This window comes from Bacillus sp. RAR_M1_44 (assembly GCF_020165935.1).
GTDB classification, from domain to species: Bacteria; Bacillota; Bacilli; order Bacillales; family Bacillaceae; genus Bacillus; species Bacillus altitudinis.
In genome coordinates this window covers 2402200-2427053 of record NZ_JAIUKX010000001.1, presented here as the reverse complement: position 1 = coordinate 2427053, position 24854 = coordinate 2402200, and the positions used below count along the sequence as shown (strand labels likewise).

The 24854-nt window shown below is 42.0% G+C and carries 24 protein-coding genes and 1 pseudogene; 11 read left to right on the top strand and 14 right to left on the bottom strand.

Features of this window, described 5'->3' with window-relative positions; translation table 11 throughout:
• Positions 1-218 precede the first annotated feature (218 nt).
• From LCD34_RS12640 to LCD34_RS12630, 3 genes and pseudogenes are all read right to left on the bottom strand, one after another.
• The gene (locus tag LCD34_RS12640) at positions 219-941 is read right to left on the bottom strand and encodes a hypothetical protein (protein ID WP_035703828.1); all 723 of its coding nucleotides are present in this window, start codon (positions 939-941) and stop codon (positions 219-221) included.
• Between the two features lie 282 nt (positions 942-1223).
• Positions 1224-2033, bottom strand: a complete 810-nt coding sequence (locus tag LCD34_RS12635) for an N-acetylmuramoyl-L-alanine amidase (RefSeq protein WP_224559222.1) — start codon at positions 2031-2033, stop codon at positions 1224-1226.
• A gap of 61 nt (positions 2034-2094) precedes the next feature.
• Positions 2095-2247: pseudogene (locus LCD34_RS12630) on the bottom strand (phage holin); the annotation flags it as partial.
• On the opposite strand from LCD34_RS12630, the gene LCD34_RS12625 reads away from it, so the two are divergent.
• On the top strand, positions 2237-2728 hold the full coding sequence (locus LCD34_RS12625) for a hypothetical protein (RefSeq protein WP_171464987.1): 492 nt from the start codon (positions 2237-2239) through the stop codon (positions 2726-2728). The pseudogene LCD34_RS12630 and the gene LCD34_RS12625 sit on opposite strands and share 11 nt — an antisense overlap.
• Before the next feature lie 389 nt (positions 2729-3117).
• Here LCD34_RS12625 and LCD34_RS12620 read toward each other — a convergent pair whose 3' ends face one another.
• Both LCD34_RS12620 and LCD34_RS12615 read right to left on the bottom strand, forming a co-directional pair.
• Positions 3118-3897 carry a Cof-type HAD-IIB family hydrolase gene (locus LCD34_RS12620; RefSeq protein WP_409222519.1) on the bottom strand — a complete coding sequence of 260 codons (780 nt, stop codon included), beginning with the start codon at positions 3895-3897 and terminating at the stop codon, positions 3118-3120.
• A 102-nt stretch (positions 3898-3999) separates the two neighbouring features.
• Positions 4000-4266, bottom strand: a complete 267-nt coding sequence (locus LCD34_RS12615; RefSeq protein WP_017366629.1) for an excalibur calcium-binding domain-containing protein — start codon at positions 4264-4266, stop codon at positions 4000-4002.
• 184 nt (positions 4267-4450) lie between these two features.
• On the opposite strand from LCD34_RS12615, the gene LCD34_RS12610 reads away from it, so the two are divergent.
• From LCD34_RS12610 to LCD34_RS12600, 3 genes are read left to right on the top strand one after another with little or no spacing between them, the layout of a single operon-like run.
• The gene (locus tag LCD34_RS12610) at positions 4451-4828 is read left to right on the top strand and encodes a VOC family protein (RefSeq protein WP_008347199.1); all 378 of its coding nucleotides are present in this window, start codon (positions 4451-4453) and stop codon (positions 4826-4828) included.
• A gap of 25 nt (positions 4829-4853) precedes the next feature.
• Positions 4854-5147: a DUF5316 family protein gene (locus tag LCD34_RS12605; protein WP_046342674.1), complete on the top strand. Its 294-nt coding sequence runs from the start codon at positions 4854-4856 to the stop codon at positions 5145-5147.
• A gap of 31 nt (positions 5148-5178) precedes the next feature.
• The gene (locus LCD34_RS12600) at positions 5179-5421 is read left to right on the top strand and encodes a DUF2651 family protein (RefSeq protein ID WP_046342672.1); all 243 of its coding nucleotides are present in this window, start codon (positions 5179-5181) and stop codon (positions 5419-5421) included.
• A 113-nt stretch (positions 5422-5534) separates the two neighbouring features.
• Here LCD34_RS12600 and LCD34_RS12595 read toward each other — a convergent pair whose 3' ends face one another.
• Together LCD34_RS12595 and LCD34_RS12590 are read right to left on the bottom strand one after the other, a co-directional pair.
• A complete protein-coding gene (locus LCD34_RS12595) occupies positions 5535-6890 on the bottom strand; it encodes an IS1182 family transposase (RefSeq protein ID WP_224559220.1) in 1356 nt (451 codons plus the stop codon).
• 302 nt (positions 6891-7192) lie between these two features.
• The gene (locus LCD34_RS12590; protein WP_007498112.1) at positions 7193-7585 is read right to left on the bottom strand and encodes a RidA family protein; all 393 of its coding nucleotides are present in this window, start codon (positions 7583-7585) and stop codon (positions 7193-7195) included.
• A gap of 350 nt (positions 7586-7935) precedes the next feature.
• Here LCD34_RS12590 and LCD34_RS12585 point away from each other — a divergent pair, with 350 nt between their 5' ends.
• Genes LCD34_RS12585 through LCD34_RS12575 form a run of 3 tightly spaced genes read left to right on the top strand, consistent with a single transcriptional unit; the run spans position 7936 to position 10217 of the window.
• On the top strand, positions 7936-8400 hold the full coding sequence (locus tag LCD34_RS12585) for an FMN-binding protein (RefSeq protein ID WP_035703841.1): 465 nt from the start codon (positions 7936-7938) through the stop codon (positions 8398-8400).
• Positions 8401-8415: 15 nt separating this feature from the next.
• The gene (locus LCD34_RS12580) at positions 8416-9393 is read left to right on the top strand and encodes an FAD:protein FMN transferase (RefSeq protein WP_051626194.1); all 978 of its coding nucleotides are present in this window, start codon (positions 8416-8418) and stop codon (positions 9391-9393) included.
• Entirely contained in the window at positions 9351-10217 is an 867-nt protein-coding gene (locus LCD34_RS12575; RefSeq protein WP_116307432.1) for an RnfABCDGE type electron transport complex subunit D, read from the top strand. The genes LCD34_RS12580 and LCD34_RS12575 overlap by 43 nt, the downstream gene beginning before the upstream one ends.
• Before the next feature lie 45 nt (positions 10218-10262).
• Here the strand turns inward: LCD34_RS12575 and LCD34_RS12570 are convergent, their stop codons facing one another.
• The 4 genes from LCD34_RS12570 to LCD34_RS12555 form a co-directional block, all read right to left on the bottom strand.
• Entirely contained in the window at positions 10263-12011 is a 1749-nt protein-coding gene (locus LCD34_RS12570) for a methyl-accepting chemotaxis protein (RefSeq protein WP_116307430.1), read from the bottom strand.
• A 298-nt stretch (positions 12012-12309) separates the two neighbouring features.
• On the bottom strand, positions 12310-13431 hold the full coding sequence (locus tag LCD34_RS12565) for a mannitol-1-phosphate 5-dehydrogenase (RefSeq protein WP_224559210.1): 1122 nt from the start codon (positions 13429-13431) through the stop codon (positions 12310-12312).
• Position 13432: 1 nt separating this feature from the next.
• On the bottom strand, positions 13433-13867 hold the full coding sequence (locus LCD34_RS12560; protein WP_019743148.1) for a PTS sugar transporter subunit IIA: 435 nt from the start codon (positions 13865-13867) through the stop codon (positions 13433-13435).
• A gap of 95 nt (positions 13868-13962) precedes the next feature.
• Positions 13963-15405, bottom strand: a complete 1443-nt coding sequence (locus tag LCD34_RS12555) for a PTS mannitol transporter subunit IICB (RefSeq protein ID WP_007498124.1) — start codon at positions 15403-15405, stop codon at positions 13963-13965.
• Positions 15406-15910: 505 nt separating this feature from the next.
• Here LCD34_RS12555 and LCD34_RS12550 point away from each other — a divergent pair.
• From LCD34_RS12550 to LCD34_RS12540, 3 genes are all read left to right on the top strand, one after another.
• A complete protein-coding gene (locus LCD34_RS12550) occupies positions 15911-17545 on the top strand; it encodes a copper resistance protein CopC (RefSeq protein WP_025206754.1) in 1635 nt (544 codons plus the stop codon).
• A gap of 16 nt (positions 17546-17561) precedes the next feature.
• A complete protein-coding gene (locus LCD34_RS12545) occupies positions 17562-18176 on the top strand; it encodes a YcnI family protein (protein WP_025206753.1) in 615 nt (204 codons plus the stop codon).
• Positions 18177-18306: 130 nt separating this feature from the next.
• Positions 18307-18903 carry an NAD(P)H-dependent oxidoreductase gene (locus LCD34_RS12540; protein ID WP_007498130.1) on the top strand — a complete coding sequence of 199 codons (597 nt, stop codon included), beginning with the start codon at positions 18307-18309 and terminating at the stop codon, positions 18901-18903.
• A 294-nt stretch (positions 18904-19197) separates the two neighbouring features.
• On the opposite strand, the gene LCD34_RS12535 is transcribed toward LCD34_RS12540, so the two are convergent.
• From LCD34_RS12535 to gabT, 3 genes are read right to left on the bottom strand one after another with little or no spacing between them, the layout of a single operon-like run.
• Positions 19198-20592 (bottom strand): NAD-dependent succinate-semialdehyde dehydrogenase, encoded by a 1395-nt coding sequence (locus tag LCD34_RS12535; protein ID WP_098680836.1) that lies wholly within the window; start codon positions 20590-20592, stop codon positions 19198-19200.
• Positions 20567-21955 carry an APC family permease gene (locus LCD34_RS12530; RefSeq protein ID WP_224559209.1) on the bottom strand — a complete coding sequence of 463 codons (1389 nt, stop codon included), beginning with the start codon at positions 21953-21955 and terminating at the stop codon, positions 20567-20569. Before LCD34_RS12530 ends, LCD34_RS12535 begins: the two co-directional genes overlap by 26 nt.
• 21 nt (positions 21956-21976) lie before the next feature.
• Complete coding sequence (gene gabT, locus LCD34_RS12525) at positions 21977-23293, bottom strand: 4-aminobutyrate--2-oxoglutarate transaminase (protein ID WP_024720201.1); 1317 nt, start codon at positions 23291-23293, stop codon at positions 21977-21979.
• Positions 23294-23402: 109 nt separating this feature from the next.
• Here gabT and LCD34_RS12520 point away from each other — a divergent pair, with 109 nt between their 5' ends.
• Positions 23403-24827, top strand: a complete 1425-nt coding sequence (locus LCD34_RS12520; protein WP_007498139.1) for a PLP-dependent aminotransferase family protein — start codon at positions 23403-23405, stop codon at positions 24825-24827.
• Positions 24828-24854 lie beyond the last annotated feature (27 nt).

Below are 24854 nucleotides of genomic sequence, written 5' to 3'. Positions count from 1 at the left end.
AAAGTCTTATTCAGAGCAATTTTGACTAACTAATATAAAAAAAGAGCCTAATTAAAATAAACGGCTCTTTTTTAAGTCATCAGCTATTAGATGTTTTCGTGTTCTTTCTTTTAATAAAATAAATTACTGCTGCGATTATGACTACAGGTATAACCACAAATAGACTAACCCCAATAATCGTATTCCAAGGCATATTTACTATCTCCTTTCATAAAGATTTAATGCCATTTAGACCATGTTTTAGAAGCTACATCATACGCATTGTTTGACTTCGTCACCACAGATGCTTTTGTCCACATAGTTGTATATGCTGGAATAATAGAATTGTAACGGTGTGTTTTATCCATTGCATATTTTTTGGCATTAGCAACCTTTTTATGACTCACTTTTCCACCATATACTTTACCGATAGATGGAAAGCCTCCACCCCACCCTATAATACCGAATGAATCATGATACGTTTTAAGGGAGACTTGTTTTAGTTTTCCACTGTTTCGAGTCGCTATTATATTCCCGCGATACGATGATGTACCTGCAAGGAATGCAATATTTTGATACATTGTACCTTTTACAGTCACTTTTGTTCCATATTTCTTTTTAGAAACAGTGAAACTTTTTGATGATTTAATCCCTTTAGTGGAAATTTCTTCGTTTTGTTCCTGACGTTCAACAACTGCTTGAGTTAATAAAAATAAGGTATCTTCTTTTGATAAAACATCACCTTCATCATAACCCTCACTAATTGCTGTCTTTTGATCAATAATATCTTCTTCACTTAGAGCCTTGTAGTTTTCTATGTCTTCATTTGTTACAATATCCGTTGCTTTTTCAAACGTTAAATACTGATCGTTAGTTTCTTCTGCGGTTGCTACAATGGGTGTGATCGCAAACAATAATAGGACAGCAACAAAGATTTTCAAACTTGTTATAAATCTCTTCATTTTGTTTCCCCTTTGAATTGTATTATTAAAAAATTACGACTAGACTCGTAATTTGATAATCAACACTTTAACGATCTTTTCAAGTGTTAATTATAGAATATTATGGTATTGAATACAATATATTACTTAGATCGAATTAATCAAAAGGGATATGGGAATATGTATGTTTTATATAGGTGCAAATACTTTAGATATTTAACTATACTTCAGAAAGTTTACTTATTAGATGTTACTAATCAACATACAAAAAAACCCCCATCCTAAAAAGGACAGGGGTTTTACTCATTTCAATGCTTTTTCTAGCGCTGCTTTAGTCTTCGGTCCATAGATCCCATCAGCAGCAAGACCATGCATCAATTGGAATCGTTTGACTGCATCCGCTGTTTTTGGTCCGTAATATCCATCGACGCCGTTATTTTTCGCCCCTTTGTCCGGGTAATAGTAAACCGCCGCCAGGGCTTCTTGTACGGCTTTTACTGCTGATCCCTTTGTAAGAGGCTTTGTAACTTTTAAAATACCTGTTGGCAAGCTATATGACTTTTTAGCGGGCTTTGAAGCTGCTGTTTTGGATGGTGCTGCTGTTGTTGGTTTAACAGTCGGCTTTTTATTTGTGTGAGCAACGGCGATACCGCCTTTGAAGCTGTCCCAACGATTAAGCAGCTTGCGGGGACATTCTTTCCCGCTCCAATGCTTATGCGGCACAACGTTTGCCAACGGAATCCCTTGATCCTGCATTAACTGGCGAATTAACCATTGAGCGTTCTCGACTGCTTTCTCAAAATTACCATCACTATTTTCACAAATTTCAATGCCGATCGACTTCATATTTCCCGTGCCTCTGCCATCCCCTGCGTGCCATCCGTTTTCGTTTAACGGTAAATGCTGATAGATCACATTTTCGTCTACAGTGTAGTGCCAGCTTACCGCTGTACTAGATCGTTTAACGAATGCTGCGTGACTCGCTGCGTCTGCTCCTTTGGCTGTATTGGCTGTATTGGCTGTATTGTGAACCGTAATATATAAAGGCTTCATATAGTTGCCTGGTCTGTTGCGGTTACTCTTTGAAATATAGTCTTGAATGATTTTTACCATTGTTCATCTACTCCCTTAAAATTGTTTTAGGTATTAAAAAAGAACTGCCTTGGGCAGCCCTTTATTTTGTTAATCCTTTTTGTTGCAGCGCTTCTTTTTGGGCTTTCCCTCGACTTGTCACATAGTTGTTTTTGAACCATGCGACAAGGGTTGTTACTAACGTAAAGACCATTGAGAAGGCAAGGTATAAAGTTTCTGTTAATGTGTTTACCTGGGCCTATCCATCTATTGCTGATCTTCAATTACACAAGATTAAAAAGTATCAATCCATTTTAAAGAACGACTATAGAGATTTTTCTAAGGCAATTCGACTGAATTCTCAAGAAATTGGTGCAGGTTCTTTTGTATATCTTCGTAGAATCTTTGAAAACTTAATTGAAGAAACCAGACAAATCGCATTAGAACAAAATACTGACTGGGACAATAGCGTTTTTGAAGGATCAAAAATAGATCAAAAAATTAAGCTACTTAAAGATTATTTACCAAGCATACTTGTTGAAAATAGAAAGCTATATGCAATTTTAAGCAAAGGTATACATGAGTTAACAGAACAAGAATGTCTTGATCTATTTCCAAAAGTACAACTTGCAATCGAATTAATACTCGATGAAAAAATTCATCAAAAAGAGAAACAAATGAAGATATCATCTGTAAAGAGCTTTGTGTCAGCTACTATTGAAAAATTTAAAAGTTAGAGGTTAAACCATCTTTTCAGGATGGTTTAATTTTCATGCAGACGCCTTTGAAGATGCACTCAATTTATAAACTAGGGGAGGTTTTTGGAGAGGTTTAAAATAAATACCCTAAAAACCCCTTTATACCAGTGTATTTCAAGCTCATATAACAACATTAGAACTAGGAGAAAACAAAAAAGTGAGAGGTCATGTCCTCTCACTTTCAGCGTGTAGACAAACCCTCGCTTTCTTTGTCAATCCTGCGCGCTGGTACTCACAAATGTCAAATTCGCTCCTCAAAAGTAGCTGTTCTTCCTAGACTTCAAAGGTTTTCTATCACGCAAAAGAAGACAAAGGACTAAAATCAAGTTCATTTTAGCCCTTTGTCAACAATCTGTTTTTCTACTCGTTTATTTAGACAGCACCCAATGCTGGATGGCTTTTGCTACCCCGTGTTCTGTATTAGGAGCCGTAATCCAATCAGCCGCTTCTTTCACAACTTCTTGTGCATTGCCCATTGCAATGCCTAATCCGGCTTCTTGAATCATCGCCATATCATTCAGACTGTCGCCAAGTGACATGACGTTGTCCATTGTACAGCCAATGCGTTCTGCGACTTTTGCAAGAGCTGCCGCTTTGTTAATGCCTGCTGCATTGACTTCGATATTGGTTGGACTGGAATTCGTGATTTCTAGCTGTCCATTTGTTTTCAATGTATGGAGGACTTCCTCACGAACAGCATCGTCATGAATATCAAAACCAAATTTCAACCATTCGTGGTCATGAATGCGTTCAGGGAATTCCCCTCTCCACACCTTATCCACAGTAGATGCCCAGTAATCGGTCTCGTATCTGTTTTTTAGATCCCACATCATCTGAACGTGATCGGGATGCAGCAGTTCCCGTTCAATCAACTGGAAGTTTGAATCCCAAATTTCACTTCCGTTCGCTGTGACAAGATAGGAAGAGAGTTTCAGCGGCTCGACCAGCTCTCGGCATGTCATCAGCGTACGTCCTGTACTAATCACCACATGGACCCCTTTGGCTTCTGCTTCTTTAATGGCTTGTTTATTTTCCTCAGGAATGACGTGCTCACTATTTAACAGCGTGCCATCCATATCAATGGCAATCAATTGGATGTCTTTCTTATCAGCTTGTGTTGACAAATTGAGTACCCCACTTTGTATCATTTTTTGAATCTATCTTTATTTTAATATAAAGATGAAGATGGCACAAAGGGACGAGTTTGATCCCAAAGAAAAAAGACCTTGTGACAGGTCTTTTTCTTCTTCTTAACGTTCACATGCGATGCCGTCTTTATCACGGTCAAGGTGTTTATTTTTTAAGTAAAGTGCTTTTGATACATAAGGCTTGTACTTCGTTTTTCCACCTTTGTTTTTCGTATTTTTGCTTTTTGCTACGCCGCCTTTATATACTTTGTTGAGTGCTTTGCAGTTTTTGTACTTGACTGTTTTTGCATCCGCTGTGTGAGTGTCAACTTGTGTAAAGCTAAGTAAAAGACCGAAAGACAAGACAGCGACCATGATTTTTTTTAACATGTAAGTTCCCCCTATTTTTTCTCATTTTACATTTTTATCATATGTCACCACATTTTGTTTTTCAAGACGATCGAGGTGAAAATATTGGTTTTTTTGGAATTTAATAATTCTTATGACCTATATGTTAAAATGAGTGGGAAACCTTTCCGGTTTTGACACGTATATGAAGAGAGGAGCTTTCCATATGAAAATGAAATATACCATTCTATATGTAAACGATGTTGAGGCAAGTATTCAGTTCTACCATCATATCCTCGGTTTCCCGATTAAATTGAGGGTTGAATCCTATGTTGAGTTTGATACAGGAGAAGTCACCCTATCAATTAATTCACGCCAAGATGTGAAAGAGGCACTTGGTCTACCTGTTCCAGAGGCAGTCAGCTCATCACAAACGTTTGAGATTGGCTTTGTTGTGGATGATGTGAATGAAACCATTGCGTCCTTGAAGGAAAAAGGGGTACCTGTCATCAAGGAACCTGCTAAGAAGCCGTGGGGACAAACGGTCAGTTATGTGTCTGATCCTGATGGACATTTCATTGAAATATGTGATGCGGTCTCCTAATAGCTGTCCGAAGGAGTGAAGCGTAATGAGAAAGAAACATGCTTTTTTTGTTGGTGTTTGCTCCATGCTGTTGATTTGCAGTGCGGCGCTCATATTACAGCACCATGAATGGATTGGATTCGTCAGTGGTGGAATCTCTATTATTGCGTTCGTTGCATCTGGATTTCTTATGGGTGCATGGACCAACGGGGAAGAGGCACGAGCGGCCTATCACTCTGAAACAAAAGAACACCGGATGTTTCGTCTTGATACGGCTTTTCTTTTCATCATCTTTGCCCTTCCGCATATGGGTGCAGCACTGTTATATGTTTTTATGTAAATAGTTGATTTGATTCAAAGGAGTAATTAACATGGCTGTTTTTGTCTTATTCGTTGTATTTGGTTTACCTATGATCTCTGTGCTGATTGGTATTTTCGGCACATTGTTTTTAAAGAACATTTGGTTTCCCACCTTGATTGTGCTGGTAGCGAGTGTGATTCTGATGTTCACCTCTATTGGTGGAAATAAAACCTTTCTCATTTGGGTCATCGTCTACACAGTCTGTGCATTTCTCGGTGCATTCATTACAAAGCGATTCAAAGCTGTTTCATAAATACTCATCAAAAAAAGAACAGTTTGCACTGTTCTTTCAGACCGTAGACAAACCCCACCTTTACTTCAAGTAAAAGTGGGGTTTTCACATTTTTTATAAAAACTTTATGTATTTTACGCTGGACATGGCTCTTTCCATGTCCAGTTTGCTAGCTTTTTAAGATTCATGGCAGCGAAAGTAAGCATCGCCTGCATTGAAACTTTTTTGAGTCCTCGAAGTTTCGTCCAACGCATACCATGCTTTTCTTTTGCATCCGCAAAAACGCGTTCTATTGTTTCTTTCCGTTTTGCATAGATGTCTTTATTCATTTGTGTCAGCCTCAGATGGTCTGCTTCATCTAGATAGTCCTGCCAAATATGCCGATGAATTTGTTTAGTGTGATTTTGACTTTGTGTACAGTTATTTAAAAACGAGCAGGATTTACATACCTCTGAATCAGATGCATATTGCTTATAGCCTTCTCTAGTCGTTGTACGATAAGAGAGAATTTGCCCGTTGGGGCAAATGTAACAATCAAAATATGCATCATACACATATTCATTCTTTTTCAAGTAACCAGCTTTTGTTCTTGGGCGAGTGTAAGGCATGATAGGTCTTATCTCTTGATCCATTAAAAACTTAGCGATGTAAGGTGTTTTATATCCTGCATCTACTACGACTACATTTGGTTTTCCGACTTTTTCTGTCACCTTTAATACGAGTGAATCCAACATACGACTATCATGAACATTTCCACCTGTGACCAGTGATCCTAAAATAAATCCTTTAGAATCACAAGCCGTATGAAATGAATAGGCAAATGATTTTTCTCGCTCATCCTTCACATAGTAGCCACTCTCTGGATCAGTCGTACTTACCTTGATTTCTTTTGTCTCTTCTTTATTCTGTAGGGGTAAAGGCTTTTTTCCATGTTCTTCACGGTCAATATTGATCTCCTCATGAAGCTGATTTTGATAACTTCTCGTCTCTACTCGAACAATTTTCTTTTCAAGTTTTTTCTTATTGGCATTCGCTTTTACATGAGTGGAGTCAATGAAGGCAATAGAAGGGTCAACGAGTCCTTTTTTCATCGCTTCTCTTAAGATTCGGTAAAAAATTTGTTCGAATAAATCTGTATCATGGAAGCGTCTCACGTAGTTTTTACCGAAGGTAGAAAAGTGCGGGATTTTCTCGGAAAATCCATATCCAATAAACCAACGATAAGCCACGTTGGTTTCAATTTCTTTAATAGTTTGCCGCATAGAGCGAATGCCAAATAGATATTGAATTAAGACCATCTTAATGAGAACAACGGGATCAACACTTGGTCTACCGTTGTCAGAACTATAATGATCTTTGACAAGATCATAAACGAAATCAAAGTCGATCGCTTGATCAATTTTTCGTACAAGATGATCTTCAGGCACTAATTCATCTAAGGCCACTACTTCTAATTGTTTTCTTCTTTCTTCTTCACGTTTCGATAACATGTTCATCCCCCACAGAATTGTGTTATTACCCTTATTATACAAAAAAGCTTGTAGACTTTGTCTACAAGCTGAAAGAACAGTTTGCACTGTTCTTTCAGATTGTTGACAAAGGGCTAAAATGATTCTTTATTTTAGCCCTTTGTCTTCTTTTCAGCGTGATAGAAAACCTTTGCAGCCCTAGGAAGGACGAGTACTGGAGCGGAGCGAATTTGACATTCGTGAGCACCAGCACGCAGGACTGACAAAGAATGCGAGGGTTTGGCTACTCGCTGAAAGAACAGTTTGCACTGTTCTTTTTTTGATTAAATATCCGCACACCATAGCTCTATTTCGATTTTCAGCTCTGGCCACCCTAATGCAGTCACATAGGCAACGGTCATTGATGGATATGCCGTTTTGAAGATTGCATCCCACTGTGGATATAGATGATCCCAATCAATTTCTTCTGTTGCCCAAATATTGACTTTGATGACGTGTTCTTCATTCAATCCTTCTGATGCAAGGATTCTCTTTATATTTTCAAACGTATTGGTGACTTGGTCGTTTAAGCTTGATGGGATCTGTCCATCCGCTCCTGTCCCTACTTGACCTGATGTCACAAATAACCCCGCACCCTTTGGCACCCTAGTAATATGACTATAGTTGCCAACGGGTTTCGGCATACTTTCTGGGTTTTTTCTCGTGATTTTTTCCATGTAAATCCCTCACTCACTATGATTTTTCTGCGTGTTTTTCCTCCTGTAGACAGACTTCACCAATTTTTGTCTATCCTAAAAGAAAACAGCAGTGGAGTATCCGTAGCCACAAGGTAAGAACATCAATATTTTCTTTTTCATGGACGAAACACTCCTTTTTGATTGCGTGAGCAAGGTTTAGATTTATTTCATCCTACCTGATAAATGAACCACAGTCAAAAATAAATGATAAATGATAACGTGCAATATTTTGATTCTTCATACCCATTATCTAAAATCGTTCTTTTCTTGTTCATGGTTTGTTCAAATTTCTTCTATATAGTAGATCGTAATAGGAGGTAGGATACATCATGGCAAAAATAAATAAGAAAATGATTAGTCTTTGCACCGCAGCCATTAGCAGCTTATACATCACTGGTTATGCAACTACCCATCACGCGCAAGCCTTTCAAACAGCACAATCAAATACACAAGCAGACGCTTCTTCAAACGATACATCTCTCACATCAGATACTACCGCCACGCAAACAGAAGATACCACTTCAGAAACTGAACTCAAGGATGGTACTTTTTCTGGTACTGGATCAAATGAGATTGGCTCTATCAGTGTATCTGTTACCATCAAACAAGGAAATATCACTTCTGTCGAGATTACGAGTGATAACACTAGATACGGGCAAAGCTCCATTTCATCATTACCTAATGAAGTGGTTATCAGACAAAGTGCTGATGTAGATACGGTGAGCGGTGCAACATTAAGTACTCAGGATTTTGAAACAGCCGTTGCTCAGGCTTTAGAGCAGGCAAAGGCATAGAGAGGAGACACTATGATGAAATGGTTAGGACAACAAAAACTGATGACTTATCAAAAATCCATGCTGGCTATGGGAACTGTTATCAATATTCAAGTGGTTGCCTATGAAGAAGATCGACGAGCTGTTTTAGAAGACATCAACCGTGCCTTTTCCATTTTTTACGATATCGAGCATCGTTTTAGCCGTTTCCGCTCTGATTCTGAAGTCATGAAGTTAGCCAATCGTTCAAAGCAAGAGGTAGTTGTCAGTGAAATGCTTTTCGATTTAACAGCCTATGCGTTAGAGTTAGCTGAATTAACAAATGGAAAGTATGATCCAACCATCGGGAAAGTCATGGAACAAAAAGGATTCAATCGGTTGTACACGACAGGACAAACTTTTTCATCAGATGACGTACCACATACAGCTGTTCATTACCGTGACGTCCAGTTAAACGAGATGAATCGGACGATTTATTTGAACAAACCGTTGATTTTGGATTTCGGTTCTATTGCAAAGGGATTTGCGTGCGATCTTGCCGCAAAAGAGCTTGAAGCATGGGAGGGCTTTATGATGAATGCTGGCGGGGATGTGTTGGTATCTGGGTTTAACGAACAACAAGAAGAGTGGTCAATTGGGATTCGGCATCCCCTTCAAAAAAAGACCAATATCATGGTCATGCAAACCACAAATTGTGCGATTTGTACATCTGGAAGCTATGAACGGATCAGCCGTAATGATCCTCATACGCACCATTTGATTCTCCCTCAAACGAAACAGTCTGAACAAAGTTTGTTAAGCTGTACCGTCATTGCACCACTCGGTATGCTCGCAGATAGTCTCTCTACAGCTGCTTTTTTATTAGGTAGAGAAGGAGGTTATTCTTTTTTAGCCGAACATGAAATACCTGCCGTGATGGTGGATCAAGATGCTGATATGACCCTAACACCGGAGATGAAGGAGGTTCCATCATGGAATTACAGCCAGCACCAACCACAGACCAAACATTTTTGAAATCATCGCCTTCACTAAAAACCTACATTCGGACGCCGAAACGGTATGTCATTGCCATTCTTTTGGTTCTTCTAGCCGCCGGCAGTCTGCACACTGGATTTCTTAGTGGTCTCACTACAGTTGCCACCAGCATCGGGACAGCACTAATTCTTGACTCTTTTATCTCAAGAGTGGTTTGGAAAAACAATAAACACACATTCCCTGATGGAGCTCTGCTCACAGGGCTGATTATTGGCATTGTTCTCAGTCCAGCCACTTCTTTTGCTGTATCTACTTTCACAGCCGCAGTAGCCATTTTATCTAAGCATGTCATCACTTATCAAAAGAAGCCGATTTTGAATCCAGCTGCGTTTGGTTTATGGCTCTCAGTCATTTTATTTTCTTCCAATCAAAGCTGGTGGGGCGGTATGTCTCTTCTACCTTGGTGGACCCTATTCCTTGTGGTGGTCGGCGGTTATTTGGTGACAAGCCGCGTACAAAAGTTCCCGCAAGTTTTCGCCTTTCTAGCCGCATACGGACTCATTCACCTCATATTGGGATTCATTGGCTTAACGGATGCTTCATCTGCTTTTATGACGCCCTACTTAAATGCCGTCTTGTTCCTTGCATTCTTTATGTTGACTGATCCACCTACTTCACCAGCAAAGAATCGTGATCAAATCATCTTTGGTATCCTCTGTGCTGTCGTTTCATGTGTGGACTTCTATTTATTTAACAGCTTATCCTACTTACTCACAGGGCTTTTATGTGCCAATGCTTGGAAAGCCTATCGAACGTACCAAACAAATCAAAAGCGACGGGCAAAAAGGACGAAAGTCGTCTAAATAAAAAAACGGACATCGACTTTTCGACGTCCGTTTGACCATACCTTATAAACGATAACGTGCAATATCTTGATTCAATCGCATGCTTAGCTCATTGAGCCTTTCTGCTGCCTTCGCCACATTGGAGATGGCGGTGACTTGTTCGTCTGTAGATGCAGTGATTTCTTCAATCGCTGCGGCATTTTCTTGAGAAATATGCGCTGCACCATGCATCGCTTTTGTGATGAGGTCGTTTTGTTCCAGTAATGTATTCAGCTCTTTTGCCATCGCATTCGTTTCAACGATGGTTTGTGAAATCGATGTAGAGATGGAATTGAATTCTTGTTCTGTTGCATGAACCGCTTCATCAAGCTCGGCAAAACGATCCATTGTTTTGGACATCATGCCAGCTGTAGCCGTCGTTTCTTCTTTAATGCCTTGAATCATCTGCTGTATTTGAACAGCTGATTGCTTTGTCTGTTCAGCTAAATTCCGCACTTCACTCGCCACAACCGAGAATCCTTTGCCATGCTCTCCTGCACGAGCTGCTTCAATGCTCGCATTCAGTGCCAGTAAGTTCGTTTCGTTTGAAATGCTTTCAATGGTATCTGTGATTTGAGAAATATCTTGTACTTTTGTACTTAACTGCTCAATCCCTGATCGAATGCCTTGAGATGCCTGAATGGATTGCTCATTTGATTGTTTTAATTGCTGGACAATTTGCTGACCCTGCTGGGAAGATTGGTTCGACTGGTCTGAAATTCGTTTGATCTGGTCGCTTTTTTCTTTGACGTTTTCAATGGATTGATTGAACTGAGTCATTTGTTGATTGGCTACCTCAAGGTCTGATGCCTGATGAAGAGTCCCTGTTGAGATGTCTCCAATCGCTCTGCCAATTTCTTCACTGCTAGCGGATGTTTCTTCAGAGATGGCGGATAGATCTGTCGCAGATTCGACGAGCTGGCTGCTCGTTTCCTGCAAACCGCTCACAAGTGCTCTAAGCTCTCCTGACATATGATTAAAACCTTTTGCCAACTGCCCAATTTCATCCGAGGTTTCTTTTAAGCTGGTGCGTTCAAGATTGCCTGCCGCAATTTCTTTTGAAGCAGCCGTGACTTGCTTAAGCAATCTCACTTTTCCTCGGGCTGCCAAATAAAAGACACCCATACTTAAAAGAGCGACACCTGCTGTAATGAGAATAATATAGAGCTTCATCTGCTCTAGTTCTTTATAAAATTCATCCTGAAATACAGCGATTCCTATACTCCAATTCCACGGTGTAAACTGGTTCATATAAGCGAGTTTTTGCTTTTCTTCCCCCGTGGCATCGTCTTTATCCATATAGGTGATATAGTGTGCATCCTCGCCTTTTGCTGTGGCGCCAGCGACCATTTTTTGACGATTTGTCGTGTTATCTGGGATGACGCCGATGTCGTTAACCGGATGAACCTGTGATGAATAATCGGCTCCATATGCGACAAGGTAGCCTTTATTTTTATAGATAAAATCTGATTTTTGAAATTGATACCCTTTGCCGTCGTCATTTTTAGGCCCGTTCAAATAAATACGGGCTTGTTCCTGCGCCTGTTCAAGCGTCAGTTCTTTTTTCTCCACACGGTCGTTCAATTGTTCAAGAGTGGCCATCGCTCCATTTACGATGTGTTTTAAATCTGCTTTCCCTGCATCAATTAAGACATTTTTCGCTAAAAAATACCCCGTTGTTCCTACAAGTCCGCCTGTTAAAATTGTAATAACGATAATGGCTGACATCAATTGAAAAAAGACACTTCTTGAAGCAAACGCTTTCTTTTTCATGTTCTAATTCCCCCTTACTACATATATCGTCATGCAGGGGAAAGTATTAAAAAAGTCATAGAAAAAATCCCTTTCACGTTAGAGAAAGGGATCTCAGATTGTTGACAAAGGGCTAAAATTGATTTTAGCCCTTTGTCTTCTTTTCAGCGTGATAGAAAACCTTTGCAGTCTAGGAAGGACGAGTATCGGAGCGGAGCGAATGAGAGATTCGTGAGCACCGACACACAGGACTGACACCGAATGCGAGGGTTTGTCTATACGCTGAAAATCCCTTTCACGTTAGAAAGGGATTTTTTGATTATCGCTCGGTTTCTTTGAGGATGTCTTGATAGAGATCGTCTTCAGGTTTGAGTCCACATACCTCTTGAAGCACACCTTCAATGCCTTTTTCTTTCCTTAATGCCTGCAAGCGAACCGCTTCTTCGTCTTCTGCAAAGTCGTAAGCCAAAGCGGCAGCGATACCTTTGATTAAGTACACTGGCTGCTTGATCTTTTTCGCTGGACCGATTAAACGGTCATCTGCTCCCAGCTTTCTAAGAGGAGAGCGTGCGACACGAGTCACTTCATCGGAAATAAACGCATTTTCAAATCGCTTGATGATTTTTTGAATATACGCATCATGTTCTTCTTTTCGGAAGCCATATGCGTCAATTAAATAACTGCCCGTTTCATGAAGGGCACCTTCGACCACTTGACGAATGTCTGGTGTATCAACAGCTTCTTTAATGGTTTTTACGCCTTGCTGATACCCGACATAAGCCGCTAGTGCATGTCCTGTATTGACGGTGAAAAGCTTCCGTTCAATATACGGCGTCAAATCTTGGACAAAGGTCGCTCCGTCAATTTGAGGAACATCTCCAATAAAGCCCGTCTCATCAATGACCCACTCGAAAAATGGTTCAACCGACACTTTGAGAATGTCCTCATGGTGCTGAATCGGAACAATGCGGTCAACCGCAGCGTTTGGAAAGCCAACGGTTTGTGATATCACTGCTTGCTCATCTGCTGTTAAATGAGAGAACACCGCTTCTTTTAAATGAGCACTTCCCCCAATCATATTTTCACATGCCACGATGTTGATGATATGGTCCGGCTTTTTTTGTTTTAATCCTTCAGCAATCGATGAGGCAATGATCTTCAATACGGCTGGTCCAACAGCTGTTGTAATCAAATTGGCTGTGGCAATCGCCTCTGTTAATGCTGCTGGATTTTGCGAAGAATTGATCGCTGATACGGGCCCGACGATTTCTTGCTTCTGCCCTGGTGCTGCGAGTTCAACCGTGTATTCTCCTCTTTCATTCAGCTCATGGATGACCGCTTCATTCACATCGGTAAAGACAAGCTCAAAGCCTGATGTCTTTAACAAAGATCCGATAAACCCTCTGCCGATATTCCCTGCTCCAAAATGAAGTGCCTTCATATTAGTTCACCTCATTAAAGATGGCGATCAGTTCATCCTGATCCTTTGCATGAATGATCCGTTCTACATTTTCTTCTTCTGAACAGACAATCGCAATTTGAGACAGAATATCAAGATGCTCGTTGTTTTTCCCAGCAATCCCAAAGACGACTTTCGCCACATTTCCTTCACCATATTCAACACCATCTGGAATTTGGATAATCGAAATCCCTGAATGAAGGACAGCCGCTTTCGCATCCTCTGTTCCATGAGGGATTGCAATGCCGTTCCCCATAAATGTAGAAGAAATCTCTTCTCTTTCAAACATTTTGTCGACATAATCACTTGTGACATAGCCGTTTGCTACGAGGACTTCGCCTGCTTTTTTGATGGCTTCTTCTTTAGAACCTGCTTGTTCGTTTAGAAAAATATTGTCTTTAGAAAGTACTTGTTTCATACATGATCACACACCTTTTTTAGAATAAAAATCAGGAAAACAACCAAAACGGGGAGTTCAATTAGGAAAAATTGGACTCAACCCGTTTCGTCATGTTATTTTTTCAATTTCTCAATCAGCTCATCATATTTCGGGCTGTTTAAGAAATTATCCACTGAGATATGCACAGCGCCTGGCAGCTTTGCCTTTGCTCTGTCTGTTAAATCTTTATGAGTAAAGACCACATCCGCATCGTCTGGGATGTTGCTGATAGAAGTGTTTGTCACATCGATATCAAGCTCTGCCTTTTTCACTTTGTTTTTCAGAATGGACGCACCCATTGCACTTGAACCCATCCCTGCATCGCAGGCAAAGATGATTTTGTTCACGTCATCTGGATTGACATCACTTGGAGATGCTGCTTGCTCGTTTGCTTGAGCGTCTTCTTTTTGTGCCGTAAGAGCAGCGGCTGCTGCACTTTTCTTGCCTTTCATGTCCTGCATCTTTTCTGTTGCTGCTGTTAAATCTTCGTCAACTTCTTTAGATGCTTTCAAAATGACCGATGCGACAAGGAACGATACGATAGCTGCTACGACAACACCTGCTAAAACGGCAAGGTGACCGCCTTTTGGAGACATCAGCATAAGCGCAATAATACTTCCTGGTGACGGCACAGCTTTTAATCCTGCATTTAATAATGTGAACGTCAGGACACCACTTGCTCCCCCTGCAATGACAGCCAAAATGAGTTTTGGTTTCATTAAGATGTACGGGAAGTAAATTTCATGGATTCCTCCTAAGAACTGAATGACAATGGCACCTGGTGCAGACTGTTTCGCATTTCCTCTTCCAAAGAACATATACGCAAGAAGAACACCTAAGCCTGGCCCTGGGTTTGTTTCAAGCAAGAACAGAACAGATTGCCCTGTCTTCGCTGCTTGCTCGACCCCTAACGGACCTAAAATACCTTGGTTAATCGCGTTGTTTAAGAATAATACTTTTGCAGGTTCAATGAAGATACTTGCCAGCGGTAGTAAATGAGCATTGACAATGATATCTACACCTGCCGCAAGGGCTTTATTCAGACCTAGTACCACTGGGCCGATAGCATAGAATGCAATGGCAACAAGAATGGCACCGAGGATACCTGCCGTAAAGTTATTCACAAGCATTTCAAAGCCAGATTTGATTCGGTCTTTAAACAGCTGGTCGATTTTCTTAATAAGATAACCGCCCAGCGGCCCCATGATCATGGCACCTAAAAACATTGGAATGTCTGAGCCAACAATGACCCCAATCGTAGCTGTAGCACCGAGCACTCCGCCTCGATGGTCATAGACGAGTTTACCGCCTGTGTAACCAATTAAGAGCGGCAGTAAGTAGTTAATCATCGGTCCAACGAGTGTAGCTAATTGCTCATTCGGAAGATAACCACTTGGAATGAACAAAGCTGTAATGAGTCCCCATGCAATAAATGCACCAATATTCGGCATAATCATGCCGCTTAAATAGCTTCCAAAGCGCTGTACTTTCACGCGGAATCCGCTTTTTTCCTGCATCTGTGAAAACCCCTTTCTTCTCTCCCTTTATTTCGGGCTTTATAGGTCAAAAGATATAAGAACAAGAGTCAGTGAAGCCCTTATACCTATCGTAAAACGCTTTCACTTTCCCTTCAATTGAAACTAAATGTCACTTTGTCACTTAGTGTGTGACAAAATTGAAAAATGATGTGACACTTCTCGGCATACCATAGATGATAGCGGGGTAAAAGTTGAATCTACTGTTGTTTTGGCGCAAAATTCATTGGAATTTCACAACTTTCAAATGGTCACTTCTTGTTTCCTCTACTTAAATCGAATAGGCTTATATTGATCAAACATTCAAGAAACGTCTGCGCAGACAAGACATGACACAGAAAAAGTGAACCATCTTGCTATTTGTTTCGTTTACCTTTTAGAGTGGGCGGTACAATAGAAAGAGCGGTTTTTCTGTGACTCACAGTTTACTGCCGCTTTCTTTCTGATACATGAGACATTTTCATAGGTAGAAAGGCGGTTATTCACATTGTTGAAATATCGGAAGTGGCTTCTGCTGCTCATCTTCATGTTCTCATTTTTCATGCCAAAAGAAGCATTTGCTCATGCATATGTGGTGAGCTCAAATCCAGTAGCAAATGAAGAGCTGGATCAGCAGCCTCCTGCAGTCTCGATCACCTTTAGTGAAGGGATCGAAAGTGGATTTCATGCCATTAAGGTGTTCAATGCAAAAGGGGATCGTGTAGATCAAGGAGATACGGTCATCAAAGAGCAAAAGATCATGGAAGCAGCTTTAAAAAAGAATTTACCAAAAGGCATTTACACCATTCAGTGGAATGCGGTATCAGCCGATGGGCACTCTGTGTCTGGCATGATTCCGTTTAGTATCGGAAAAGCGGATGGAGGATTTGATCAATTAGATCAAGGACAATCAAGTGAATCCATCGATATGGCTTCAACCATTGACAAAGCCTTTCTGTATACGTCATTTAGCTTATTTCTTGGAACCATTTTATTTGGGCTTCTATGGTTTAAAGCGGCCATAACCGACGTTTTAGCTCGGCGAATGAAGCGACTCTTAACTGTTTCATTGATCATGATGGGCGGAGCACTCTTGTTCCAGCTGCCGATTCAAACTAAGTCAGCGGCAGACGTGTCCTTTTTAGGGGCATTTCAACCATCACTTTTACAAGAAACCATTGCGTCGACTTCGGGCGGGAGTCTGTGGATGATGCTAATGGCGTCATTTGTTCTACTGTCGATCTGGACGATTGTGGCGATGAAAAAAGGAAACTTCACTTCCTTCCGGGTATGGCTGTTTCCACTGCTCATTTTCACTGTGCTCCTATGGCTAAAAGCACAAATCGGTCATCCAGCCGCAACAGATAATAAAATACTGACAACGTCACTTGACTTCATTCATCTCATTTCTGCATCTATTTGGGTCGGCGGCTTAACAGCCATTGTCCTTCTTTTGATGAAGAAACTGCCGAATGAAGATCAGCCGCTCATACGCAGCACCCTGACAGCTTTTCATCCGTGGGCACTGCTCTCAGTTGGACTGATTGTGTTTTCTGGGTTTGTGAATGCGATTTTTATTCTGCAATCATTTGATGCCCTTTTCCAATCAGCCTATGGACGCACCTTCTTAATCAAACTTGGTTTATTTATCATCATGGGTCTACTTGGGCTCGTCCATTATTTGATGCTGAGATGGGAAAAGAAGCAGAAACGAAACGTATCTTTACGAGCAGAGTGGATTATTGGGATCGCTATTTTACTATTAACAGCCGTATTCACCAATATCCCAAGCCCTCCGCCGCCTGCACCAGAGCCATTCTTTGGAGCCAATCAGGTGGAGCATCGTGACCTTGTGTCTTTGAGCATTACCCCGAATGCTCCTGGTAAAAACACGTTCGAGGTGGCATTTACGAAGAAGGATGGACAAACGATCACAGACATTCAATCAGTGACAGCTAAGATCCACAAAGTCTCCTTGTTCGGTGATGAAACGCCTAACGAATTTCAGCTGAAACGATTAAAGAATGGACACTTCTCGGCTGAAAACCTCTTACTAAATGAAAAAGGCACTTGGAAAATTGAGATTCATGCATTAACTGGTTCTTTTGACAACATCGATACGACATTCATTAGAAGAAACTAAAAGGAGTTCATATCATATGAAAAAATACGTTAAAGCTTTATTACCAATGCTTCTCGCTTCATTTTTACTGGCGATTCCTGTGAGTGCACACGTGACAGTCAAACCTGATACATCTGCAACGAATGCTTGGGAAACCTATACGTTAAAAGTACCTTCTGAAAGCGACAGTCCGACAACAAAGGTTGTCATCATGATGCCTAAAGGCGTAGAATTCCAGCAATACGAGCCAGTGCCTGGCTGGAAAACAACAACTGAAGAGAAAAACGGAAAAGTCACAAGAGTCACTTGGGAAGCAACTGGCGATGGTGTCCTTGCTGGCCAGTTCCAGCAATTCGTGTTTGTCGCAAAAAACCCTGAAAAAGCCGGCGAAGCGGCATGGGATGCGTATCAATATTATAAGGATGGAACAGTAGTTGAATGGACTGGCGACAAGGACGCTGATAAGCCTCATTCGATCACAAACATTGTTGCGTCTAATACCGTAACGGATTCACATGGTCAAGAAAAACCAAAAGAAGAAAAGGCATCTGAAACAGCCTCTGCTTCTTCTTCACCACTTCTTCTTGGTCTGTCCATTGCAGCCTTAGTTGTGGCATTAATTGCACTTGGACTTGCATTTAGAAAGAAATAAACCTTACATGAGCGATCGTTTTTTCAAGCGGTCGCTTTTTATTTTCCCAACCTATCATTTCCAATATAGGATTGAATAGGATACTCGTGCATGCCATAATGAGACACATGACCACCTAGGAGGCTATGAGATGAACCATCTAATCATATTTGCTCATCCCCAGCAAAGCTTAAATCAAACCCTATTAGATCTTGTTGTAAGCACTCTTTTGAACAATGGTCATGATGTGACGGTTCGTGATGTGTATAGCATTGGCTTTCCGCCAGAGCTGACAACAGCAGAAAAGGTTGCCATGAGAAACGGACATGTGCCGGTACCGGTTCAAAGAGAGCAGAAGCTGATTCAACAAGCTGATGTCCTCACGTTTATCTTTCCAATATGGTGGACAGGCTTGCCGGCGATGCTAAAGGGTTATGTGGAGCGCGTTTTTTCAGAGGGGTTTGCGTATGAGATCAATGAAAACGGAGTGGTGAAAAATCTGCTTCGAGACAAAAAAGGGGTCATTATTAATACGCATGATGCACCGAGGACCTTTCTTGATTCAAATATGATCATCACCCCCAGCCATCACATGACGACAGATACAGCCGCCTTTGATCTGATCGGCGTTCAGCCAGTCGAACGGCTCTTGTTCAGCAGCATGGAACAAGCATCTGCAGACGACATCCACGAGATTCTCAAAGAAACAAAAGAAACGGTGGATCAACTTTTCCCACCGGCTGTTTAACATAAAAAAGACTGCCGAGTCTTCTCGGACAGTCACAGATTGTTGACAAAGGGCTAAAATGAACTTGATTTTAGCCCTTTGTCTTCCTTTTCAGCGTGATAGAAAACCTTTGCAGCCCTAGGAAGGACGAGTACTGGCGCGGAGCGAATTTGACATTCGTGAGCACCAGCACGCAGGACTGGCGCGGAGCGAATTTGACATTCGTGAGCACCAGCACGCAGGACTGACAAAGAATGCGAGGGTTTGCCTACACGCTGAGACTGCCGAGGTTTCTCGGACAGTCTTTTTCACATGTTATTCGTCTAAACCAATTGACACATATTTTGTTTCTAAATAAGGCTCGATGCCTTCGATGCCGCCTTCACGACCAATACCGCTCTCTTTCATACCGCCGAAAGGTGCCTGCACAGCGGATGGTCCCCCGTCATTCCAGCCAATAATCCCGTAATCTAGATTCTCAGATATATAGAGACCATTGCGGTAATTCTCTGTAAAGAAATAAGCCGCAAGTCCAAAAGGTGTATCATTTGCTAATTCAATGGCTTCATCTAATGTGCTAAATGTCGTAATGGGTGCAACTGGACCAAACGTCTCTTCATGCATAATGTTCATTGAAGGGTCGACATGAGTTAGCACCGTCGGCTGAACAAAATAATACGACTTCTCATCGTCAAAATGTGTATCGCCGCCGACAAGAACTTTCGCCCCTTTATCCACGGCATCTTGAATTTGGTCGACAATTTTATCGAAGCCTCGCTTATTGATAATCGGTCCGATGGACGTGCCTTCCTCAAACCCATTTCCTACTTTCAGCTTTTCCACTTCTTTGCTGAAGCTTTGCGCAAATGCTTCATGAATTTCTTCATGGACGATTAAGCGATTGGCACAAACACACGTCTGGCCTGCATTACGGAATTTAGATGCCACTGCTTGTTTCACAGCCAATTCAAGGTTGGCGTCCTTATCTACGATCAGCGGGGCATGACCGCCAAGTTCCATAGAAACGTGTTTCACTGTACTCGCACTGTTTTTGATGAGATGTTTTCCAACTGGTGTAGAGCCAGTAAATGTGATCTTGCGGATCAATGGACTATCTGTGAAGATTTCCCCCACTTCTTTTCCATCTCCAATCACCCATTGCAAGGCATCCTCTGGAATTCCGGCTTCATGGCCTAATTTCACAAGCTCAATGGCCGTAAGCGGCGTGTCTTCAGCAGGTTTCACGATAAACGTACAGCCCGCTGCAAGCGCTGGTGCCGCCTTCCTTGTAATCATCGCCGCAGGGAAATTCCACGGTGTAATCGCCGCAACAGGACCCACTGGCTGTTTTGTGACAAATAGGCGTTTGTTTGTCGTATGAGACGGGATCGTTCTGCCGTAAATCCGCTTTGCTTCCTCTGCGTACCACTCAATATATCCAGCGGCATAGACGATTTCCCCTAATGCTTCTTGATACGGCTTCCCGTTTTCTTCTGTGATGATTTTTGCAAGTCTTTCTTTATGCTCGATCATGAGATCAAACCATTTGCGAATGATATTTGCACGTTCATGGGCTGACGTTTTTGCCCATGTTTTGAATGCTTTGTGTGAGCGAGTGATCGCAGCTTCAATCTGTTCTTTTGTATGCTGAGCAACTGAGGCAATTTCTTCTCCGGTTGCAGGATTATACACTTTGAGTTCGTTTGTCATGCTCTACCTTCTCCTTCGTTCTTGGATTCATTACATATAGTATATACCCAATGAGTGCCCAACCTAAAAGCAAAACCCATTCAGCTGGCCATGATAAGGAGGCCGGCATCCCAGGAAAATAAAATGAAAGAAAAAGGAAACTAAGTCCAATGGCTAAAATGCCGGTCGTCCGCCAATATTTAATGCGGTATGGACGCTCAAGCTCAGGTTCTGTCTTGCGAAGTTTCATAAAGGCAATGGACACAATCAAATACCCAACGATGATACCCACACCGCCTGCATTAACAATCCACACGAGGGCAGGACGGCCAAGTAATGGTGCAAAAAAGGCCAATGCACCTAAGAACAAAATGGCATTTGTCGGTGTTTTATACTTCGGATGAATATACGCAAACCATTTGGAAATCATGCCTCTTTCCGCCATTGCGTAGAGGATACGGCTTGCACCAATGATAAAAGCATTCCAGCTCGTCACAATGCCTGCTACACCACCAATGACAAGCACAGTTCCAAACGCCTGATGACCAAGAAGCTGTACCATAGCATCTGCTGTTGCCAGTGATGAAGCCTCAAGCTGACCTTTTGACAATCCTGCCGCTACTCCAAAGACAATGAGTAGATAAAATACAACCGCACTCACAATGGAGATAATCAAAATTCTCCCGATGATCTTCTTCGGTGCGTTAATCTCCGCCGCTACCTGCGGGATGACATCAAACCCAACGAATAAAAAGGGAATCATCACTAACACAGCCATCAGACCGCCAACCCCGCCCTGAAACATCGGCTCAAGGTTTGCAAAATCTCCATTAAATGTAGCTCCGCCTAATAGAAGAAAACCTGTCAGGATAATGGCCACTGTGAACACCGATTGAAAAATGGCAGCAGGCTTTGCGCCAATGTAGTTCAGAGCTGTTAAAAACAGTGCACCGCCAGATCCAATCAATACCCATGTAAAGTAAACATCCCATCCTCCTATATTCCATAGGAAACCAACATGCTGTGTTGGAATGACATAGTCAATGACTGTCGGAAGTGCGACCGCTTCAAACGTAATCACCGACACATAACCGAACAATACGCCCCATGCGGAGACAAACGCTGATTTGATCCCAAATGCCCGCTGGACAAAGACGAGTCCTCCGCCTGTTTCTGGAATCGCAGAGGAAAGCTCTGCATACGTTAGTCCAATAAAGATGACGAGAACGCCCCCTATGACAAAGGCAATCACACTTCCTAAAAATCCAGCTGTTAAAATCCAATCTCCCGAAAGTACAACCCAGCCCCAGCCAAGCATTGCACCAATGGATAAAAACAGTACGTCTGACTGCGACATGGTTTTAGCCATTTGTTGTTTTTGCATACAACCATCCCCCTTTGTTGTTTAGCGTGCTGTGAAGGCGTCTTCGATAATCCCTAGTCCTTCTTGCAGCAGCTCATCTGTGATGACAAGTGGTGTTAAAAAGCGAATAATATTCCCATTGATCCCTGCCGTTAATAAGAGTAGTCCGTGCTTGTTTGCATAGGCTGCAATCGCTGCGGCTGTCTTCTTATCTGGTGTACGCGTTTTTTGATCTTCCACAATTTCAATGGCCGCCATTGCCCCTAATCGCCGGACTTCCCCGATGAATGAGTACTTACTTCTCCACTCATTCGCTTTGTCCTCAATGACTTGTCCAATGTGTTCAGATCGTTCATTCAGTTGTTCTGTTTCAATAATATCAAGTACAGCCAAAGCTGCCACACAGCCTAATGGACTGCCAGCATACGTTCCTCCTAGCTCCCCTGGGTCCGCTGCATCAAGTAATTCTTTTCTGCCAACAACACCGCTCAGCGGCAGGCCAGCTGCAAGTGATTTTGACACAGTGATTAAGTCTGGTACCACATCGTAGTGTTCAATCGCAAAGTATTTCCCTGTTCTTGCGAATCCTGTTTGGATCTCATCTGCCACGAATACGATTCCATGCTGCTGACAGAATGAAGCGACGTGCTGGACAAAACGCTTCGATGGTACAATGAATCCGCCCTCCCCTTGGACTGGCTCCATCACCACACAAGCGACCGTTTCTGGTGCAACGGTTGCGACAAAGAATTGATTGAACTGATCAATGATGTATTCGTCGTAGGCTGCATCGCTTAATCCTTCAGGTTTTTGATAGTAATAAGGATACGGCGCTTGATACACTTCTGACGCAAATGGTCCGAATCCAAATTTATAAGGCTTGACCTTGCTTGTCATGCTCATCGTCATATTCGTTCTTCCGTGGAAGCCTCTTGTAAATGAGACAACCGCTTGTCTTTTCGTATATTTACGGGCAATTTTCACTGCGTTTTCAACTGCTTCTGCACCTGAATTTAAGAAAATGGCTTTTTTGTCGTGGTCGCCTGGTGTGAGATGGCATAACTTTTCTGCCAATTCGATATAGGATTCGTACATCATGACATTAAATCCTGGGTGAATCAGGCTGTCTGCCTGCGCTTTGACTGCTTCCACAACCTTTGGATGGGAGTGTCCTACATTTAATGTACCGATGGCCCCTGCAAAATCGATAAAACGATTGCCGTCGATATCGAAAAGCTCGGCTCCCTTCCCTTTCGCTGCAAGATGACGGTTGCCATTACTTACGCCTCTTGCGACGTATTGATCTCTTTTCCCCTGCCATTCCTCTGTTGAAAAACGGTTTGTTGTCGTTTGACTCATTGTCATCCAATCCCCTTTATGTCTTTTTTATTATTCTGAATATTTTTTGGTATGATAGAAAGTACCAATATCATTTTTTTCATGGTACCAGAGAGGATGGAATGACGAGATGCTGACAATTCAACTAGATCAAACAGGGGAAAACGGATTTATTTATCATCAAATTTATACAAAAATTAAAGAGGAAATTTTAAACCGTAACCTGCAACCACACGATCAATTACCATCTAAACGAGAGTTAGCAGATACTTTAAACGTCAGCGTCAATTCAGTGAATGGCGCCTATCAGCAGCTGCTTGCCGAGGGATATTTATATTCAGTTGAACGGAAAGGCTTTTTTGTGGAATCACTGGAAACATTTCATGAATCAGGTCAACTGAAACCCTCTTCCCTTCCAGCAGATTTAAAGGAAAATCCGATTGAGCGAGATGACTGGTATTCCTTTTCACATATTTCTGTTGATACAGCCAATTTTCCTTTTAAAAGCTGGCTGAAAAGTGAGCAAAAAGCGATTCATCTCCACCAAGACGCCTTTGGTGAGCTGCCGCACCCACAAGGCGTCTATGAGCTGCGGGAAACGATTGCCCGGCTGATTGGACTTGCACGAGGGGTCAAATGCTACCCTGAACAGCTCATTTTAAGTGCAGGTACACAGTCGCTCATTCATTCGTTATCTAGCATCCTTCCAGCTGATCAAATATATGGATTAGAAAACCCCGGCTACCGCAGACTGTATCAAATGCTGAAAAACAATCATCACCGGATTGAAACGATTGGCATTGATCAAAAAGGGGTGCGGATGAGCGATATTCAGAAGAAAGAGCCAAATGTCTTGATCATTACGCCTTCTCATCAGTTCCCAACAGGGGTGATCATGCCGATTTCTAGGCGGATACAGCTATTAAACTGGGCAGCTGATCAGCCAGATCGCTATATCATTGAGGACGATTATGACAGTGAATTTAAGTACGGCACAGACAGCATACCGGCGCTGCAGAGCCTTGACCGCTATGACAAAGTCATTTATATGGGGACCTTTTCGAAATCATTGCTGCCCGGCTTGAGGATCAGCTACATGGTGCTACCGCAACATTTATTAAGACGCTATAAGGAAGAACAGCACTTTTTTATTCAAACGGCTAACCTTTTTACACAATACACCCTTCTTTATTTTATAAAAGATGGAGCCTATCAGCGGCATATTAAAAGAATGAATGGGCTATATGAGGAAAAACGAAAACAGCTCATTGGAGAACTCGACACTGTCTTTCGTGACAATGTACGGATTATCGGGGAAAATGCAGGGCTGCATTTTATCGCAGAATTCCGCTCAGATCGTACGCAGCATGAGATTTTACAACGTGCCAAAGACCGAAAGTTGAAAATGTACGGGATGGACCGTTTTACCCTTGATGAGCATGTGCCTGGTCACAAAGAAGGCTTTGTCCCACTCGTCCTAGGTTTCTCTCATATGCGGCCAGAGGATATTAAGCCAGCGGTGAAACGCCTGTATGACTCGATTTATGGGAAATGAAACAGCTCATGTAGATGAATCGTGGCG